Origin of the sequence: Crossiella sp. CA-258035 (genome assembly GCF_030064675.1) — a bacterium.
Classification (GTDB): domain Bacteria; phylum Actinomycetota; class Actinomycetes; order Mycobacteriales; family Pseudonocardiaceae; genus Crossiella.
The window spans coordinates 2,343,750-2,362,176 of sequence record NZ_CP116413.1 but is presented as its reverse complement, the minus strand read 5'-3'; the positions used below and the strand labels follow the sequence as shown (position 1 = coordinate 2,362,176).

General features: G+C 71.8%; 7 protein-coding genes. 4 read left to right on the top strand and 3 right to left on the bottom strand.

Annotation, left to right across the window (positions count from 1 at the left end; translation table 11 throughout):
- Nucleotides 1-29: 29 nt before the first annotated feature.
- Complete coding sequence (locus tag N8J89_RS11330) at nt 30-8,006, bottom strand: type I polyketide synthase (protein ID WP_283664291.1); 7,977 nt, start codon at nt 8,004-8,006, stop codon at nt 30-32.
- A gap of 363 nt (nt 8,007-8,369) precedes the next feature.
- Here N8J89_RS11330 and N8J89_RS11325 point away from each other — a divergent pair, with 363 nt between their 5' ends.
- Nucleotides 8,370-9,224, top strand: a complete 855-nt coding sequence (locus tag N8J89_RS11325; RefSeq protein ID WP_283664290.1) for a metallophosphoesterase family protein — start codon at nt 8,370-8,372, stop codon at nt 9,222-9,224.
- The gene (locus N8J89_RS11320) at nt 9,221-9,865 is read left to right on the top strand and encodes a 4'-phosphopantetheinyl transferase family protein (RefSeq protein ID WP_283664289.1); all 645 of its coding nucleotides are present in this window, start codon (nt 9,221-9,223) and stop codon (nt 9,863-9,865) included. Before N8J89_RS11325 ends, N8J89_RS11320 begins: the two co-directional genes overlap by 4 nt.
- Nucleotides 9,866-9,920: 55 nt before the next feature.
- Here N8J89_RS11320 and N8J89_RS11315 read toward each other — a convergent pair whose 3' ends face one another.
- A complete protein-coding gene (locus tag N8J89_RS11315) occupies nt 9,921-14,885 on the bottom strand; it encodes an SdrD B-like domain-containing protein (protein WP_283664288.1) in 4,965 nt (1,654 codons plus the stop codon).
- A gap of 439 nt (nt 14,886-15,324) precedes the next feature.
- Between N8J89_RS11315 and N8J89_RS11310 the strand changes: the two genes are divergently transcribed.
- Nucleotides 15,325-16,371 carry a C40 family peptidase gene (locus N8J89_RS11310; RefSeq protein ID WP_283664287.1) on the top strand — a complete coding sequence of 349 codons (1,047 nt, stop codon included), beginning with the start codon at nt 15,325-15,327 and terminating at the stop codon, nt 16,369-16,371.
- Between the two features lie 42 nt (nt 16,372-16,413).
- Complete coding sequence (prcB, locus tag N8J89_RS11305; protein ID WP_283664286.1) at nt 16,414-17,193, top strand: proteasome subunit beta; 780 nt, start codon at nt 16,414-16,416, stop codon at nt 17,191-17,193.
- Between the two features lie 87 nt (nt 17,194-17,280).
- Here prcB and N8J89_RS11300 read toward each other — a convergent pair whose 3' ends face one another.
- The gene (locus N8J89_RS11300; protein WP_283664285.1) at nt 17,281-18,111 is read right to left on the bottom strand and encodes a nitroreductase/quinone reductase family protein; all 831 of its coding nucleotides are present in this window, start codon (nt 18,109-18,111) and stop codon (nt 17,281-17,283) included.
- Nucleotides 18,112-18,427: the final 316 nt, after the last annotated feature.

The window sequence follows — 18,427 nt, the reverse complement described above, 5'->3', positions numbered from 1 at the left end:
GGTAGTCGACGAGCTTCTGCTCAGTGGACTCAGACACTGCCGAACTCCTTGTCGATGAAAGCGAAGATCTCGTCGGCGGTGGTGACCGCGTCAAGTTCCTGGTCGAACTCGGCTGCGGGCAGCTCGGGCTCGGGTTCCTCAGCCGGGGCGGCCGGGGCGGGGGCGAGCTGGGCGAGCAGGTGCTCGGCCAGTCGCGCCGGGGTGGCGTAGTTGAAGAGCAGGGTGGGCGGCAGCCGCAGCCCGGTGGCGGTGTTGAGCCGGTTGCGCAGCTCCACCGAGGTCAGCGAGTCGAAACCCAGTTCCTTGAACGAGGACTCGGCCTCCACCGAGGCGTCCCCGCTGTGGCCGAGCACGCCGGCCGCGTTGACCCGCACCACGTCGAGCACCAGCTGTGCCCGCTGCTCCTCCGGCGCGGCCACCAGTCTGTCCACAAAGGACTGTTTGATGGCCGCAGTCGCGGCGGCCCGCCGGGTGCGCTTGGGCGCGACCAGCCCGCGCAGCAGGGCGGGCACCGCGCCGTCGCGGAGCGCGCTGGTGTCCAGCTTAAGCGGCACCGGCGCGGCCTCGCCCGCGCCCAGCGCCAGGTCGAACAGGGCCAGGCCCAGTTCCGGTGGCAGCGGGGCCATGCCTGCCCTGGACATCCGGTTGCGGTCGGCCTCGGCGAGCCGGGCGGCCATCCCGCCCTCGGCCCACGGTCCCCAGGCCAGGGACAGCGCGGGCTGTCCGGCGGCCTGGCGGCGCTGGGCGAGGGCGTCCAGGGCGGCGTTGGCGGCGGCGTAGTTGGCCTGGCCCGCGCCGCCGAGCACGCCGATCACCGAGGAGAACAGTACGAACGCGGTCAGCTCCCGGTCCTGGGTCAGCTCGTGCAGGTTGACCGCGGCCTCGACTTTGGGCCGCAGCACGGTGTCCAGGCGCTCGGGGGTGAGCGCGGCCAGCACGCCGTCGTCGAGCACCCCGGCGGTGTGGATCACCGCGGTGACCGGGTGCCTGGCCAGCAGGTCGGCGAGTGCGGCCCGGTCGGCGGCGTCGCAGGCCTCGATGGTCACCTCCGCGCCCAGGCCGGTCAGCTCAGCCTGGAGTTCCGCCGCGCCAGGGGCTTGCGGTCCGCGGCGGCTGGTGAGCAGCAGGCGGCGCACGCCGTGCGTGGTGACCAGGTGCTTGGCCAGCAACCCGCCGAGCGCGCCGGTCGCGCCGGTGATCAGCACCAGCCCGTCGGGGTCCCAGCCCTGTTCGGCGAACTCGGTGATCTTGGCCAGCCGGGGCGCATGCGCGATCCCATTGCGCAGGGCCAGTTGCGGCTCAGCCGAGCCGAGTGCGGCGGGCAGCGCGGTGGCGGAGGCGGCGTCCAGGTCGATGAGCTGGAACCGGTCCGGCTGCTCGGTCTGCGCGGTCCGCACCAGGCCCCACACCGCGGCCCCGGCCAGCTCCGGCGCGTCGGCGAGCACCGCGTCCCTGGTCAGCACGACCACCCTGGACTCGCTGCGCTGCAACACCGCCAGCACCTCGGCGATGACCGCCTGCACCGAACCCTCGGGGCAGGTCAGCACCACCAGGTCCGCGTCCCCGGGCTCGGTCCGCTCCTCGACCTGGACGCCAGCCGCCCGCAGCGCCACCCCGGCCTTGAACTCGTCCCCGCCCAGCAGCACCACCTTGCCCGCCAGCACGGGCGACTCGGGCAGCGCGACCACCGGCCAATCCACCCGGAACAGCGAGTCCAGCTCGGGCCGCACTCGCAGCGCGTCCGGGGACACCGGCCGCAGCACCAGGGAGTCGATGGAGAGCACCGGCGCGCCGGTCGGATCGGTCACCGCGAGGGACACCGCGTCCTGACCGGCCGGAGCCAGCCGCACCCGCAGCGTGCTCGCGCCGGTGGCGTGCAACCGCACCCCGGCCCAGGCGAAGGGCAGCGGCGGGTTCGCACCCTCGGCCGCGGCGACCAGCCCGTGCAGGGCGGCGTCCAGCAGCGCGGGGTGCACCCCGAATCCGTCCACAGTGGACTGGACGCGGACTTCGGTGAAGATCTCCTCCCCGCGCCGCCACACCCCGCGCACACCCTGGAACTCCGGCCCGTAGCCGTAACCACGCTCGGCGAGCCGCTGGTAGAACCCGTCCAGGTCCACCGCCTCCGCGCCGACGGGCGGCCACTCACCCAGTTCCAGCGGGGCGTCCGCGTCCACGGCGAGCACACCGCTCGCGTGCCGAGTCCACTCCCCGTTCGCGAGCCGCGAGTACAGCTCCAAGTCCCGCCGCCCGTCCTGCTCGGCGGCCAGCACCACCTGCACCTGCACCACACCCTGTTCGGGCAGCACCAGCGGCGCGGCCAGGGTCAGCTCCTCCACCGCCGCACAGTCGGCCTCGTCCGCCGCCCGCAGCGCCAGCTCCACCAGCGCGGTGCCCGGCACCAGCACCGACCCCAGGATCTGGTGGTCCGCCAGCCAGGGGTGCGTCCGCCGGGACAGCTGCCCGGTCAGCACCACGCCACCGGTCCCGGCGATCGGCACCGCCGCGCTCAGCATCGGGTGCACCGAGGAGTCCACAGTGGACGAACTCGGAGCCAGCCAGAACCGCTGCCGCTGGAACGGATAGGTCGGCAGCTCCACCAGCCGCCCGCCCGAGGTCAGCCCCGCGAGGTCCACCGGCACACCCCGGCACACCAGCCGGGCCAGCGCCTGCCAGGCCGCCTCCGGCTCGGGCCGGTCCTTGCGCAGCAGCGGAATCAGCGCGGCCTCGCCGGTCAGGCAGTCCTGCCCCATCCCGGACAGCACACCATCGGGCCCCAGCTCCAGGAAGGTGCGCACCCCGGCGTCCTCCAACGTCCGGATGCCGTCGGCGAACCGGACCGCCTGCCGCACGTGCCGCACCCAGTACTCCGCGGTGCCCAGCTCGTCCCCGGCCAGCTCACCGGTCACGTTCGACACCACCGGAATCCGCGCCGGCGCGTAGCGCACGCTCTCCGCCACGGCCCGGAACTCGGCCAGCATCCCGTCCATCCGCGGCGAGTGGAAGGCGTGGCTCACGGTCAGCCGCTTGGTCTTGCGCCCCTGCGCCTCGAACACCGCCGCCACCTCCAGCGCGGCGGCCTCGTCCCCGGCGATCACGGTGGAGGTCGGCCCGTTCAGCGCCGCGATGCTCAGCTCAGCCGACCGACCGGTCAGCAGCGGCTGCACCTCGTCCTCGGTCGCCTGCAACGCGATCATCGCGCCACCTGCCGGCAGCGCCTGCATCAACCGGCCACGCGCGGCGACTAGCTTGGCCGCATCTGCCAGCGACAACACCCCGGCCACGTGCGCCGCGGCCAGCTCGCCGATCGAGTGCCCGACCAGGTAGTCCGGCCGCACTCCCCAGGACTCCACCAGCCGGAACAGCGCCACCTCGATCGCGAACAGCGCGGGCTGGGTGAACCGGGTCTGGTGCAGCTCCGCCGACTCCAGGACCTCGGCGAGCGGACGGGGCAGGTGCTTGTCCAGCTCGGCGCAGGCCGCCTCGAAAGCCGCCGCGAACACCGGGACCTCGGCCAGCTCCCGGCCCATGCCGAGCCGCTGCGAACCCTGGCCGGAGAACAGGAACGCGACCTGCCCGTCAACCGCGGAGTCCTGGATGACGCCCGGTTCCCCAGCGGCCACGGCGGTGAGTCCGGCGCGGAGGTCGCCGAGCACGACGGCCCGGTGCTCGTGCAGCGCGCGGCGGGCCAGGGTGTGCGCGAGGTCGGCGGGGTCAGCCTCCACCGGGAGCAGGGACTCGGCCAGCTCCCGCAAAGCTTCTGGCGTGCGCCCGGAGAGCACGACCGGCCCGGCGGGCACGGATGCAGCTTCGACGGGAGCGGCACCGGGTGCCTCCTCCAGCACCACGTGCGCGTTGGTCCCGCTGATGCCGAACGAGGAAACCGCGGCCCGGCGCGGCGCACCGGTCTCCGGCCACTCCCGCGCCTCGGTCAGCAGCTCCACCGCCCCGGCCGACCAGTCGACCCGCGGCGAAGGCACGTCCGCGTGCAGGGTCCGCGGCAACATCCCGTGCCGCATCGCCTGCACCATCTTGATCACGCCGCCAACCCCGGCTGCGGCCTGCGCGTGCCCGATGTTGGACTTCAGCGAGCCCAGCAGCAGCGGCGTCTCCCGCTCCTGCCCGTAGGTCGCGAGCAGGGCCTGGGCCTCGATCGGGTCGCCCAGCTTGGTGCCGGTGCCGTGCGCCTCCACCACATCGACGTCCGAAGTGGACAGTCCGGCGTCGGCCAGCGCGGCCCGGATGACCCGCTGCTGGGCCGGGCCGTTGGGCGCGGTCAGCCCGTTCGACGCGCCGTCCTGGTTGACCGCGGTGCCCCGCACCACGGCCAGCACCGGGTGCCCGTTGCGCTGGGCGTCGGAAAGCCGCTCCAGCAGCAGCACGCCGACCCCCTCGGCCCAGGCGGTGCCATCGGCCCCGGCTCCGAATGCCTTGCAGCGGCCGTCGGGAGCCAGACCGCGCTGGCGGGAGAACTCGACGAACATCCCCGGCGTCGGCAGCACCGCGACGCCACCGGCCAGCGCGAGCCCGCATTCCCCGCGCCGCAAGGACTGCACGGCCAGGTGCAGCGAGACCAGCGAGGCCGAGCAGGCGGTGTCCACGGTGACCGCGGGGCCTTCAAAACCGAAGGTGTAGCTGATCCGGCCGGAGAGCACGCTCGCGGTCGCGCCGGTGAGCAGGTGCCCGGCGAACTCCTCGGCCGCCTCGTGCAGGCGGGGCCCGTAGTCCTGGGTCATCGCGCCGACGAACACGCCGGACTGGCTGCCGCGCAACGAAGTCGGGTCGATGCCCGCGCGCTCGAACACCTCCCAGGTGGTCTCCAGCAGCAGGCGTTGCTGCGGGTCCATGGCCAGCGCCTCGCGCGGGGAGATGCCGAAGAACTTGGCGTCGAACTCGGTCGCGCCGTCCAGGAACCCGCCCTCGCGGGCGTAGGAGGCTCCGGCGTGCGCGGGATCGGGGTGGTACAGCCGGTCCAGGTCCCAGCCGCGGTCGGCCGGGAACGGTGAGATGGCGTCCACCCCGTCGCTGACCAGCCGCCACAGGTCCGCCGGGGAGGCCACGCCGCCCGGGTAGCGGCAGCCCATGGCCACGATCGCGATCGGCTCGTCCTCGCTGACCCGCACCGGCGCGGCGGCCGATTCCGTTGTGCCACCGTCCAGGTGGGCGGCGAGGGCGAGCGGGGTCGGGTAGTCGAAGAGCAGGGTGGCCGGCAGCGCGCGACCGGTGGCCTGGCTGAGCTGGTCGCGCAGCTCGACCGCGGTCAGCGAGGCGAAGCCCAGTTCCTTGAAGCTGCGGTCCGCGGCGACCGCCTCGGCCGAGGGATGGCCCAGCACCACGGCGGCGTGCGCGCGCACCAGTTCCAGCGAAGACCGGCCGCGCACCGGCGCGGGAGCCGTCACCGGCACGCTGTCCAGCCAGTACCGCTCGCGCTGGAAGGCGTAGGTGGGCAGCTCGACCCGGCTGCCGTCGCCGAAGACGGCGAAGTCGACCGCGACCCCGCGGGTCCAGGCCTGCGCCAGACCGGTGATCAGCGCCTCCACCTCGCCACGGTCCTTGCGCAGCAACGGAATCCCGGCGCCCAGCGCGGCCAGCACGCCATCCGGCCCCAGCTCGAGGAACGTGGACACACCGTTTTCGGTCAGTGTTTGCATGCCGTCGGCGAACCGCACCGCCTGCCGCACGTGCCGGACCCAGTACTCCGCGGTGCCCAGCTCGTCCCCGGCCAGCTCGCCGGTCACGTTGGACACCAACGGAATCCGCGCCTGCCCGTAGCTGATGCTCTCGGCCACGGCCCGGAACTCGGCCAGCATGGGGTCCATCAGCAGCGAGTGGAAGGCGTGGCTCACGGTCAGCCGCTTGGTCTTGCGGCCGGTCAGCTTCCCGGCGACCTCGGTCACCGCGGCCTGAGTCCCCGACACCACAACGGCTTCCGGCCCGTTGACCGCCGCGATGTCCGCGTCCAGCCCGGCCAGCAACGGCGCGACCTCGTCCTCGGTCGCCTGCACCGCCAGCATCGCGCCACCGGCGGGCAGCGCCTGCATCAACCGGCCTCGGGCCGCGACCAGCTTGGCCGCATCTGCCAGCGACAACACCCCGGCCACGTGCGCCGCGGCCAGCTCACCGATCGAGTGCCCGGCGAGGTAGTCCGGCCGCACACCCCAGGACTCCACCAGCCGGAACAGCGCCACCTCGATGGCGAACAGGGCGGGCTGGGTGAACTCGGTCTGGTGCAGCTCCTCGGTGTCCAGGACCTCGGTCAGCGGGCTGGACAGGTGCCGGTCCAGCTCCGCGCACGCCTCGGCGAAGGCGGTGGCGAACACCGGGAAGGTCTCGGCCAGTTCCCGGCCCATGCCCAGCCGCTGCGATCCCTGACCGGAGAACAGGAACGCGAGCCCGCCCTCGGCGACCGTGCCGCGCACCACCCCGGTGGCCACCCCGTCCCTGGCGAACCCGGCCAGCGCCGCCCGGAACCCGGCGCTGTCCCCGGCGACCACCACGGCCCGGTGCTCGAACGCGGTCCGCGTCCCGGCCAGCGCCCCGGCCACCGCGCGGACATCGATTTCCTGACCATCCACAAAGGACAGAAGGCAGTCGGCCTGCGCGGCAAGGGTTTCCGGGTTACGACCGGACAGCGCCCAGGGCACCAACGCGGACTGCACCGGGCGCACCGCGGCCGTGGGCTCGGCTCCGAGCGGCAGCTCCTGCGCGACCGGCGGTTCCGCGAGCACCAGGTGGCAGTTGGTCCCGCCGATGCCGAAGGAGGACACTCCGGCCAGCACCGGCGCGTCCCGCCACTCCCCCAGCTCGGCCTGCACCCGCAGCTTCAGCTCGGCGAAGGCGATCTCCGGGTTCGGCGTCTCGAAGTTCAGGCTGGGCGGCAGCTGCCGGTGCCGGATGGCCAGCACCGTCTTGATCAGCCCGACGATCCCGGCCGCGCCCTCTAAGTGCCCGACGTTGGTCTTGGCCGAGCCGACCCGCAGCGGTTCCACCCGGTCCGTGCCGAGCACCGCGCCCAGCGCGCCGGCCTCGATGGGGTCGCCGACCTTGGTGCCGGTGCCGTGCAGCTCGACGTACTGGACCTGCGCCGGGTCCACCCCGGCGTCCCGGTAGGCCAGGCGCAGAACCTCTTGCTGGGCAAGGCCGTTGGGGGTGGTGAGCGCCGCGGACTCGCCGTCGTTGTTGACCGCGCCGCCCTTGATCACCGCGAGCACCTGGTCGCCGTCGGCGAGCGCGGCGGCCAGTGGCTTCAGCAGCACGAAGCCGCCGCCCTCGCCGCGCACGTAGCCGTTGGCGCGGGCGTCGAAGGTGTGGCAGCGGCCGTCCGGGGACTGGCCGCCGAACTTCGCGGTGGCCATGGTGGTCTCCGGCACCAGGTTCAGGTTCACCCCACCGGCCAGCGCCATGGTGGACTCGCCGCGGCGCAGGCTTTCGCAGGCCAGGTGCACGGCGACCAGCGCGGAGGACTGGGCGGAGTCGACCGCGAGGCTCGGGCCGTGCAGGCCGAGGACGTAGGAGAGCCGGTTGGCGATGATGCCGCGGTGCAGGCCGGTGACGGTGTGCTGGGTGATCGCCGCCGGGCCGCCGCGGTAGACCAGGGTGGCGTAGTCGTCCCAGATGGCGCCCACGAACACCCCGGTGCGGCTGCCGGCCAGCCGCGCGGGGAGCAGTCCGGCGTGCTCGAGGGCCTCCCAGCCCAGCTCCAGCATGAGCCGCTGCTGCGGGTCCATCGCGGCGGCCTCGCGCGGGGAGATGCCGAAGAAGCCGGCATCAAAACCGTCCACCCGGTCCAGGAACCCGCCCCAGCGGGTGTTCATCCGGCCGGGAGCGGCGGGATCCGCGTCGAAGAACTTGTCGGCGTCCCACCGGTCCGAGGGCACTTCGGTGATCGCGCTGCGACCCTCGGTGAGCAACCGCCAGAACTCGGCCGGGTTCGCCGCGCCGGGTAGCCGGCAGGACAGTCCGATGACCGCGATCTCCCGGCCCGCAACAGTGGTGTTGTCCGACATAGGTGCCCCAGCCCGCCCGTCATCGCCATTACCGACACAAGAAACTCGCGACTTTTGGCGACGTTATCCCGGCGGTCACCCCTACCCTCAACCCCTAACTTTTCCGGGGGTGGTCGGGGTGCAGTACAGAAGGTTGCCCAATTAGTCGGCGGTGACCAGCACCTACGGGCATCCATGCACGTCAAGGCTTGGTAGGGGCGGAAGCAGGCACCCCAGTCCGGCGATGTTTCAGCGATGTTTCCGGCTGACTCGCCGAGTCAAGACAACCACGAGAACAATGACTTGCCAAGTCCCGAGAGCCAACTCACAAAGAACTTCTTTAAATTGGATTTCTGATGAACCGCTCGCCTTTATAGTGCACGTGTGGCTTCTGGAGAACCGAGACTGCTCGCCGTCAGCGACCTGCACGTCGCCTACCCGGAGAACCGGAAGCTGGTCGAGGAGCTGGTGCGTCCCACTCATCCCGGCGACTGGCTGATCGTGGCCGGTGACGTGGGTGAGCTCTTCGCCGACATCGAGTGGACGTTGTCCCTGCTGGCGCGGCGGTTCGACACGGTGATCTGGGTGCCCGGCAACCACGAGCTGTGGACGCCGAAGGAGGATCCGGTGCAGCTGCGCGGGGACCAGCGCTACCGGCGGCTGGTCGAGCTGTGCCGCGAGCTGGGCGTGCACACGCCGGAGGACGAGTTCCCGGTGTGGCGGGGCGCGGGCGGGCCGGCCGCGATCGCGCCCCTGTTCCTGCTCTACGACTACACCTTCCGCACCGACCCGGCCGACGACAAGGCCGCCGCGCTGGCCAAGGCGCACGCCGCCGGGGTGGTGTGCAGTGACGAGTTCCTGTTGCACCCGAACCCTTACCCCAGCCGGGACGCCTGGTGCCGGTCCCGGCTGACCATCACGGCGCGCCGTCTGGATGCCCATGACCCCTCGGTGCCGCTGGTGCTGGTCAACCACTGGCCGCTGGTGCGCGATCCCACGTTCGTGCTGCGCTACCCGGAGTTCGCGCTGTGGTGCGGCACCGAGCGCACCGCGGACTGGCACCGCCGCTACCGCACGGTCGCCGCGGTGTACGGGCACCTGCACATCCCGCGCACCACGCACTACGACGGGGTGCGGTTCGAGGAGGTCTCGATCGGCTACCCGAGGGAGCGGAAGATGTACGGCGGCCTGCCGCGCGGTCCGCTCCGCCAGATCCTGCCAGCGGAGGAGAACCCGTGATCGCCCAGCTGCTGCCACCCCCGGTGGTCACCGTCGAGACCAGCGCCGATCGGTCCACTGTGGACCTGTTCCCGGCCGAGCTGGCACTGGTCGCCAAGTCGGTGCCCAAGCGGCAGGCCGAGTTCAGCACCGCCCGCTGGTGCGCCCGGCAGGCGCTGGGCTTCCTCGGCGTCGAGCCGGCGCCGATCCTGCCGGATGAGCGTGGCGCCCCGCAGTGGCCAGCCGGGTTCGTCGGCAGCATCACGCACTGCAACCGGTACCGGGCGGCCGCGGTGGCCATGGACACCGACGTGCTCAGCCTGGGCATCGACGCCGAACCGAACGAACCGCTGCCCGACGGCGTGCTGGAGGCGGTGTCGCTGCCCGAGGAGCGGGCGATGCTGCACGCGCTCGGTGCGGACTCCTCGGTGTGCTGGGACCGGTTGCTGTTCAGCGCCAAGGAGTCGGTGTACAAGGCCTGGTACCCGCCCGCCCGCAAGATGCTCAGCTTCGAGGAGGCCCGGTTGGCCATCTCCGCCGACGGCTCCTTCACCGCCACCCTGCTGGTGCCCGGCCCGACCGTGGCCGGGAAGCCGCTGACCGGGTTCACCGGGCGCTGGCTGGCCAACAACGGCATTGTGCTCACCGCGATCCAGCTCTGACGCAACCGGGCCGGTGTCCACAGTGGACACCGGCCCGGTTGGCTACCCGATCAGATCAGTTGTGACGCCTCCGCTTCCGGAAGGTCGTCGCCACCAGCCCGCTGCCACCCAGCAGGAGCAGCAGGCCCCAGGCGACCAGCGGCCCGGTCTCCTCGCCCGTGTCGGCCAGCTTGCCGGGGTCCGGCTTGCCCGCGAGCACGGTGAGGTCGACCGTGTCGGTGTTGTTGGTCAACGTGGTTTCCACCTGCCCGTCAAGGGGTCTGGTGGTCGCGGTGCTCACCAGCGAGGCCCCTGGGGTCCTCGCGGCGGTCACCACCGTCACCGGCGGGGTCCTGCCGCCGGGCAGCAGCACGTCCGGCCGGGTGCACACGACCTGCTGGCCGTTGACCGAGCACGTCCAGCCGTCGCCGGTCACCGAGGTGATGGTCAGGCCGGGCGGCACGGTCTGCCGGTACTCCTGGCCCCGCACCGGGGTGTTGCCGGTGTTGCTGACCACGCCGGTGTAGGTGACCTTCTCGCCGGTGTTGGCGGTCGGCCGGTCCACGGTCAGCTCCACCGCGAGGTCCGCCTTGGCCGCGACCAGGCCAGCGTCCACATCGGACCGTTGGGTGATCTTGCCGTCCACCACCGTGATCGCGATCGCCGGGGTGCGTCCGGTCGCGATGTCCGGATCCGATCCGGTGGTGTCGGTTCCCTTGCCCGCCACCGTGAACGCCTGGCCGGGCGGCAGGTGGAAGCCGATCTGGTAGCTGCCAGCCGGGACATCGGTGAACCGGTACTTGCCGTCGGCCCCGGTGGTGGTCTTGGCCACCTCGGTTCCCTTGTCGTCGTACAGGATCACAGTCGCCCCAGGCACGCCCGGTTCACCCGCGTCCTGCACGCCGTTGGCGTTGGTGTCCGAGAAGACGAAGTCACCGATCGAGCCGAGCTGCTCGCCGAAGTCCGCCTTGCTGGTGCCACCCGCGGGCACGGTCACCTTCACCTCGTTCGGGGTGGTGGTGCCGTAGCCGCCCGGCTGGTTCTCCCGCACGGTGTAGTCACCGGGCGGCAGGCCGGGGAAGGCGTAGTTGCCGAAGGCGTCGGTGGTGGTCCTGCCGACCTGCTTGCCGTCCTTGTCCAACAACACGATCTCCACCCCGGACAGGCGCTTGGCCTCGGCCGGGTCGATCACGCCGTCGCCGTCGGTGTCCACCCACACGGTGCCGGTGATCGCGACCCCGACCTCGCCGAAGTCGTACCCGGTGGCCGCGGTGCCCACCGGCAGCGTCAGCTTGACCGAGTCCGGCGGGGCCAGCGTGCCGCCCGCGGAGCCGACCGCGTCCTTGCCGTCGGTGTAGTCCGCGGGCTGGGTCTCGGCGACGGTGTAGTCGCCACCGAGCAGCCGCTCGAACAGGTAGTCGCCCTTGGCGTCGGTGACCACGTTCTTGGACACCGGGTTCCCGGCGGCGTCGGTGCCGGTGAGGGTCACCTTCGCACCCGGGATACCGGGCTCACCGGCGTCCTGGACCCCGTTGTTGTTGGTGTCCACGTACACCCTGCCCGCGAGCGAGGACCGCTTCTCGGTGAAGGTGTACCCGGCGCCGCTCTGGCCCGGCGTCAACGTGATGCCGCTGAAGGTGTCCGGCAGCTGCGGGGTGCCACCGGCGGAACCCGGCGTGTCCGGCCCGTCGCCGAAGCCCGGCGGCTGCGTCTCGGTCACCGTGTAGGTGCCAGGAGGCAGGTTCGGGAACGACCAGGTGCCGTCCGGCTTTGTCGTGGTGGTGGTCTTGATGCCGTCCTTGTCGGTCACCGTGATCGTCACACCGGGGATCGGCGTGCCGTCGTCCTCCACGACCTTGCCGGAGATCCCGGCCGGGGGCAGTTCGCCGAAGTCGTAGCCCATGGCCGCGCTGCCCGCGGGCAGGGTGATGCCGACAACCTTGTCGTTGCTGGCCGTGCCACCGGCGTTGCCGGCCTTGTCCTTGCCGTCGAGGTAGCCGACCGGCTGGGTCTCGGTCACGGTGTAGTTGCCGGACAACAGCTTGGTGAACTCGTACGAGCCACCGGCCGCGGTGGTCACCGTCTTGCTCACCGGCTGGCCGTTGACGTCGGTGCCGGTCAAGGTGACCGTGGCGCCCGCGATCCCGGTCTCACCGCTGTCCATGATGCCGTTGTTGTTGGCATCGACGTAGACGTGGCCGCCGATCACGGCCCTGGTCTCGGTGAACAGGTAGTCGGTGCCGCTCTGGCCCGGCGTCAACGTGATGCCGCTGATGGTGTCCGGCACCGTCGCCGTGCCACCGGCCGAACCGGGTTTGTCCGGCCCGTCACCGAATCCGGGCGGCTGCGTCTCGGTCACCGTGTAGGTGCCAGGAGGCAGGTTCGGGAACGACCAGGTGCCGTCCGGCTTCGTGGTGGTGGTCTTGATCACCGGGTTGCCGCTGGCATCGGTGCCCGTCAACGTGATCGTCACACCCGGGACCGGGGTGCCGTCGTCCTCGGTGACCTTGCCGGAGATCCCGGCCGGGACCAGCTCGCCGAAGTCGTAGCCGGTGGCCGCGGTGCCGCCGGGCAGCAGGATCGCGGCGACGGTGTCGTTGCCGGCCAGGCCGCCCGCGCTGCCCGCCTTGTCCTTGCCGTCCAGGTAGTCCGGCGGCTGGGTCTCGGCCACCGTGTAACCGCCGGAGAGCAGCCGGTCGAAGACGTACCTGCCCTCGGCGTCGGTGGTCGCCGTCTTGCTGACCGGCCGGCCGTTGGCGTCGGTGCCGGTCAACGTCACGGTGGCGCCGGGGATCGGCGCTTCACCGGCATCGCGGACGCCGTTGTTGTTGGCGTCGGCGTAGACCTGACCCGCGATCGAGGAACGCTTCTCGGTGAAGACGTTGCCGGGCGCGTTCTCGCCGGGGTCGAGGGTGATGCCGCTGATGGTGTCCGGCGGGGTGGCCGAACCACCGGCCGGGCCAGGGGTGTCCGGGCCGTCACCGAAGCCGGGCGGCTGGGTCTCGGTCACGTTGTAGTTGCCGGGCGGCAGGTTCGGGAACGACCAGGAACCGTCCGAAGTGGACGTCGTGGTCTTGAGCACCGGCTTGCCGTCGGCGTCGATGCCGGTCAGCGTGATCGTCACACCGGGGATCGGGGTGCCGTCGTCCTCCACCACCTTGCCGGAGATCCCGGCTGGCGGCAGCTCGCCGAAGTCGTAGCCGGTGGCCGCCTGGCCGAGGCCGAGGGTGACTCCGGTGACGCTGTCGTTGCCGAGCTCGCCGCGAGCGGAACCCGCCCTGTCCCTGCCGTCGAGGTAGCCCTCCGGCTGGGTCTCGGTGACCGTGTAGCTGCCGGGCCGGAGCCGGTCGAAGGAGTAGCTGCCGTCGGCGGCGGTGGTCGTGGTCAGGCTGACCGGGTTGCCCGCGTCGTCGGTGCCGGTGAGCTTGACCGCGGTGCCGGAGATCGGGGCCTCACCGGTGTCGCGCACGCCGTTGTTGTTGGCGTCCACGTACACCTGACCGGTCAGGCTGCCGGTGGGCAGCTCGGCGAAGTTGTGGCCAGGACTGGATCCGCCGGGTGGCAGCGTGACCGTGAAGGTGTCGTTCCCGGCCGCGGCGGCGTTCGTGCCCGGGCTGTCCTTGCCGTCGATGTAGCCCGGCGGCTGGGTCTCCTTCACCTGGTAGGTGCCTGCGGGCACGTTCGGGAAGGAGTACTTGCCGTCCGCGCCGGTGGTCGTGGTCCGGCTGACCGGGTTCCCGGCCAGGTCCTGACCGGTGAGGGTCACCGTGACCCCGGCAATCCCGGCGTCATCGGAGGAGTCCAGCGCGCCGTTGTCGTCGCGGTCGCTGAACACCGTGCCGGAGACGGTGCCCAACGGCGGCTGGTAGCCAAAATCCGCGGTCAGCACGTCCTGACCGGCGTTGAGCTTCACCGAGGTCCTGTTGTCCTTGGTGACATCGGGATCCCCGGTCTGGGTGTACCCGGCGGGCAGCGTGGCCGGCTCGACCCGCACGGTCCAGTCGAAGGCGGGCAGCTGCTCGAACAGGTACTTGCCGTTGGCGTCCGTGGTCGCGGTCTGCACCACATTGCCTTGCGGGTCAAGGAGTTGCACCTTGGCCCCGGCGATCCCGGGTTCGCCGGGGTCCTGCTTGCCGTCGCCGTCGATGTCGGTGTAGAGGGTGGCGCCGATGCTGCCGGTGCCCAGGCAGGTGGTGAAGAAGTTGACCCGTACCGCGTGGCTGTCGGAGACCGAGTTGGCCGGCGCGGTCAGCGGCGGGATCGGCGGCGGGTAGCTGGGACCGGCTTCGGCGGCCACGTCGTCGGGGCCGTTGGAGTAGGCCAGCACGAACTCGGTGACCGGCTCGTTGGTCCGGCCGCGCAGCGTGCCGGCCGGCGCGTCCGGTGCGACGTCGCCGGTGGTGTTGAGCTGGTAGGGGCCGCCGACCGCGGTGCCGCCGGCGATCACCGGGCGGATGACGCCGACCGGGGTCAGCGTGACGCCGACCGGCAGGCCCTGGCGGTTGGCGGTGAACAGGATCTGGTCCTGGAAGGAGTTCCACGGCTCCTCGGCCGGGGAGGCGCCCAGGCCCGCGTAGTCGATGTCGCCGACGGAGAAGTCGGGCAGCAGCACCGGGTGCGAGAACTTGAACCGGAACGTCATGGTGTCGCCGACGTTGAGGCTGTTCATCTCGATGGTGAGGAAGCCGGGCCCGAAGGCGCCGTCGGTCTCGGTGTAGGTGCGCGGGTCCCAGCCGAACAGACTGCCGCCGGAGTTGGCCTCACCGGTGTTCTGCAACGGGTTCGAGTCGTCGCCGTTGCGGTTGGCCGGGTCGCTGAGGGAGATGTTGAGGTCCAGGCCGGAGCCCGCGATGTTGGTGGCTTTGGTGCTGGTGGAGTTGCGCGGCCACTTCACCGCGCCGTTGGCGCCCCAGGTGATCGGCACAGCGGTGGTGCCGGCCGGGCAGACCGGTTGCTGTGCCTGTGCCGTGGGCGGGGCGAGGCCGCCACCGGCGATGGTCAGCCCGCCCACCACCAGCGCCGGGGTGATCCCCGCCGCCATCCTGCTCCGCCAGCGTCTGTGCCGCCGGCCCTCACCAGTTGCCACCGAGAACCTCCCGTACGCTTGCGGCGCCACGGACAGCGCACCGGCACGATCATCGGGGCTGTCAAGCCATACCTCTTCCGGAGAACCCCATATGGGGAAAGCTTTCCCCTCGTCCAGTTACCGTGACTTGTGGACAGTCCACCTCGGACTGATGAACGAATCCGCTCCGTGACCGAATTTCCGGCGCGATCACCGATCAGGGTCCACAATGGACTCAAACTGTCGCGAACGGATGAACCCGGTGACAGACTGGCGGAGTGTGCCCGGCACTCGGCGGCGGGCTGTGCTAACCCTGGCCACGCACAGCGAACACCAATCACGACGAGCACACCGGGGAGATCACCGAATGCCGTCTGGCCGAGCCGGGGCGCGTCTGGCCCTGTTGACCTTCGGAGTGGCCACGCTCGTGTCGGCGCCCGCCGTGGCTTCGGCCGCGCCCGCCGACGAAGCCCTGGACCCTCCCGTCCTCTCCCCCGCCGCCCGGCCGGCCACTCAGGTGGTCGCGGCCGAGGCGCTGGCCAGGGTCGCCGAGACCCAGCGCCGCCTGGCCGCGGTGGAGGCCGCGCTGACCAGGTTCGACCAGGGCGTGCGCGCCGGTGACCTCGAGGCCGCGCGGACCGCGCTCACCAGCGTCGAGCAGCTGTGCGCCGAGCCGCAGCCCGACCCGGCGGGCGCTGGGGCGGCGGGCGGCTGGACCGGGGTGGTGGCCGCCTCCGCGGACCGGCTGCAGCGCGAGCACCTGCGCCGTCGCGCCGAGCTGTGCGCGGGCCTGCCCCGGCTGGCCGAACGGTTGGCCGAGGCCGAGCTCCGGCAGCGGATGGACCGGGTCGCCGCCGCCCTGCCCGCGCTCAAGACCGGCAGCAGGGACGCCGAGTCGGTGCGCCAGCTCAAGACCCTGCTGACCAAGGCGGCGGACGCGCGGCTGTCCCCGACGAACCCGGCCTACGGCCCCAGCACCACCGCCGCGGTGCGCGGGTTCCAGGCCGACCGGGCGCTACCGGTGACCGGCCGGGTGGACCGGCTGACCTGGCGGGAGCTGCTGGTCGCCAACGGTGGCCTGCCCGCGCCCGCGGTCTTCGGCGGCCGGGCGCCCTCGGAGCGGGCGGCCACCGCGGTGCGCGCGGCGCTGAGCCAGCTCGGGCTGCCGTACGAGTGGGGCGCGGTGAAGCCGGGTGAGAGCTTCGACTGCTCCGGGTTGACCAGCTGGGCCTACCGGCAGGCGGGCGTGGCCCTGCCCCGGCACTCCGCCGACCAGGCGGTGGGGCAGCCGGTGGACCGCGCGGACCTGCGGCCCGGCGACCTGATCGTGTGGCAGGGGCACGTGGCGATGTACGTGGACCGGGGCCGGATGGTCGAGGCCGGTGACCCGGTGCGGCTGACCCCGCTGCGCACCACCAATGCCGGCATGCCGTTCCTGGGGTTCTTCCGGCCGACGGCCTAGCCCGCTTGTCCAGGTAGGCCGTGGTGCGCTTAGCTGATCGACATGGCCGACTCCTCGTTCCTCCGCCACCTGTCGACCGAGGCACCGCACCTGCTGCCCTGGCACCGGGTGCCGCGCACGGCGGTCAGCGCCCCGCACGGCACCACGGTGCTGGCGGCGGTCTTCGACGGTGGCGTGGTGATGGCCGGTGACCGCAGGGCGACCGCGGGGCACCTGATCGCGCAGCGCGACCTGGAGAAGGTCCGGCAGGCCGACGAGCACTCGGTGGTCGCCTTCGCGGGCACCGTGGGCATCGCGGTCGAGCTGGTCCGGCTGTTCCAGGTCGAGCTGGAGCACTACGAGAAGATCGAGGGCGTCTCGCTGACTCTGGAGGGCAAGGCCAACCAGCTGAACTCCATGGTCAAGGGCAACTTCGGGCTGGCCCAGCAGGGGCTGGCGGTGGTGCCGCTGTACGCGGGGTTCGACGTGACCAGGGGCATCGGGCGGATCTTCACCTACGAGGTGATCGGCGGTCGCACCGAGGAGACCACCTACGCCGCGGTCGGGTCGGGGTCGGTGTTCGCCAACAGCGCGCTGAAGAAGCTGTTCCGGCCGGGCCTGTCCGAGCAGCAGGCGGTGCGGGCCTGCGTGGAGGCGCTCTACGACGCCGCCGACGAGGACACCGCCACCGGCGGCCCGGACCTGACCCGCGGCATCTTCCCGGTGGTCGCGGTGGTCACCGCCGAGGGCTTCCGCCGGTACACCGACGAGGAGGCCGCCACGGTGGGCCGCACGGTCGTCGAGGACCGCACCACCCGCCCCGGCGGCCCCACCGCGGTGTGACCGCAACGGCCAACACACGGTACGACTTCGGCCAACACGCCGTACGACTTCGGCCAACACGCCGTACGAGATCGGCCAACACTCGGGTCATGGCATGGCGGCTTCGAGGACCGGGATGAGCTGGGCCTCCTCGTAGTCGAGGTGGCGTTCGAGCTCGGCGGTGAGGCGCTCGACCTCGGCCAGGACCAGCCCGGGGTCGGCGTCCTGGTTGTCCAGGGCCGCGCGCAGCTCGGTGGTCAGCTGCTCGATCCGGACGTGCTCGGCGCGCAGCCGTTCGATGGTGGGCGCGAACTCGGGGAACTTGTCGGTGAGGAACGGGAAGATCGCCATGTCCTCCCCGGTGTGGTGGTTGTGCAGCCCCGCGCACAGCGTCAGGCAGTTGATCCGCAGCTGCACCCCGAGCGTCCGTCCGGACTTGGCGAACTCGGTCCGGATCAGCGCCAGCTCCCGCCGGAACGCGTTGTGCACCAGCTTGAGCGCCTCACCAGGGGAACCGGCGTTCGGCGGTCCTCCGGAGACGGCCTCCAGGATGACCACCGGGATCACCCTGGTGGTCTTGGCCTGGTACTCGGCCCAGCCGGCGTCGGCTTCCACCGCGCGGGCGAACGCCTGGTCGCGGGCCTCCCCGGTGAGCACGGTGGCCTTGGCCTCGTAGGTGAACACGCCGTCCTCGACCGTCAGCAGCGGGTTGGCCACCAGGTTGTGGAACCAGTCCGGGTGCTTGGGCGAGCCCCCGGCACTGCCGATGATCATGTTGCGGCCGTCGCCGTCCGGGTAGAAGCCGACCGGGTTGGTGTGCGGCTTGCCGCTGCGGGCGCCGGTGGTGGTGATGAGCAGCAGCCGGGAGCCCTCGAAATAGCCGCCGACGCGACCGTTGTTGGCCCGGAACTCCTCGATGACCTGCTTGTTGAAATCCATTTGTTCTCCATTCTGTGGGCATGACTGATCGCCGCTCGTGATGACGAGCGGAAAGGAAAAGGGCAGCCGTCAGCGCGGCGGGTGGTGCGGAATGCGCGCGGCGGTCAGCGCAATTGGTGCTACTGGCACGCGCGAGAGTGAGCGGGCGTCAGAGCAGCTCAGCGAGCTGGTGACGCGCGAAAGTGACGGGGAGAAGACACCGTCAGAAGAAGAACAGCTGGGCGGCGGGCCTCTGGCCCACCCTGGCCTCACGCGGAGGCCGGGAACCCAACTCGGTAGTGGCTCAAGGCCGACCCGGCAGTCACGGGATGACCTT

Excerpts from the sequence above, each read along its gene's own strand:
- N8J89_RS11330 (WP_283664291.1), bottom strand. The coding sequence starts at position 8,006 with ATGTCGGACAACACCACTGTTGCGGGCCGGGAGATCGCGGTCATCGGA.
- prcB (WP_283664286.1), top strand. The coding sequence starts at position 16,414 with ATGGCCGACTCCTCGTTCCTCCGCCACCTGTCGACCGAGGCACCGCAC.
- N8J89_RS11315 (WP_283664288.1), bottom strand. The coding sequence starts at position 14,885 with ATGGCGGCGGGGATCACCCCGGCGCTGGTGGTGGGCGGGCTGACCATC.
- N8J89_RS11300 (WP_283664285.1), bottom strand. The coding sequence starts at position 18,111 with ATGGATTTCAACAAGCAGGTCATCGAGGAGTTCCGGGCCAACAACGGT.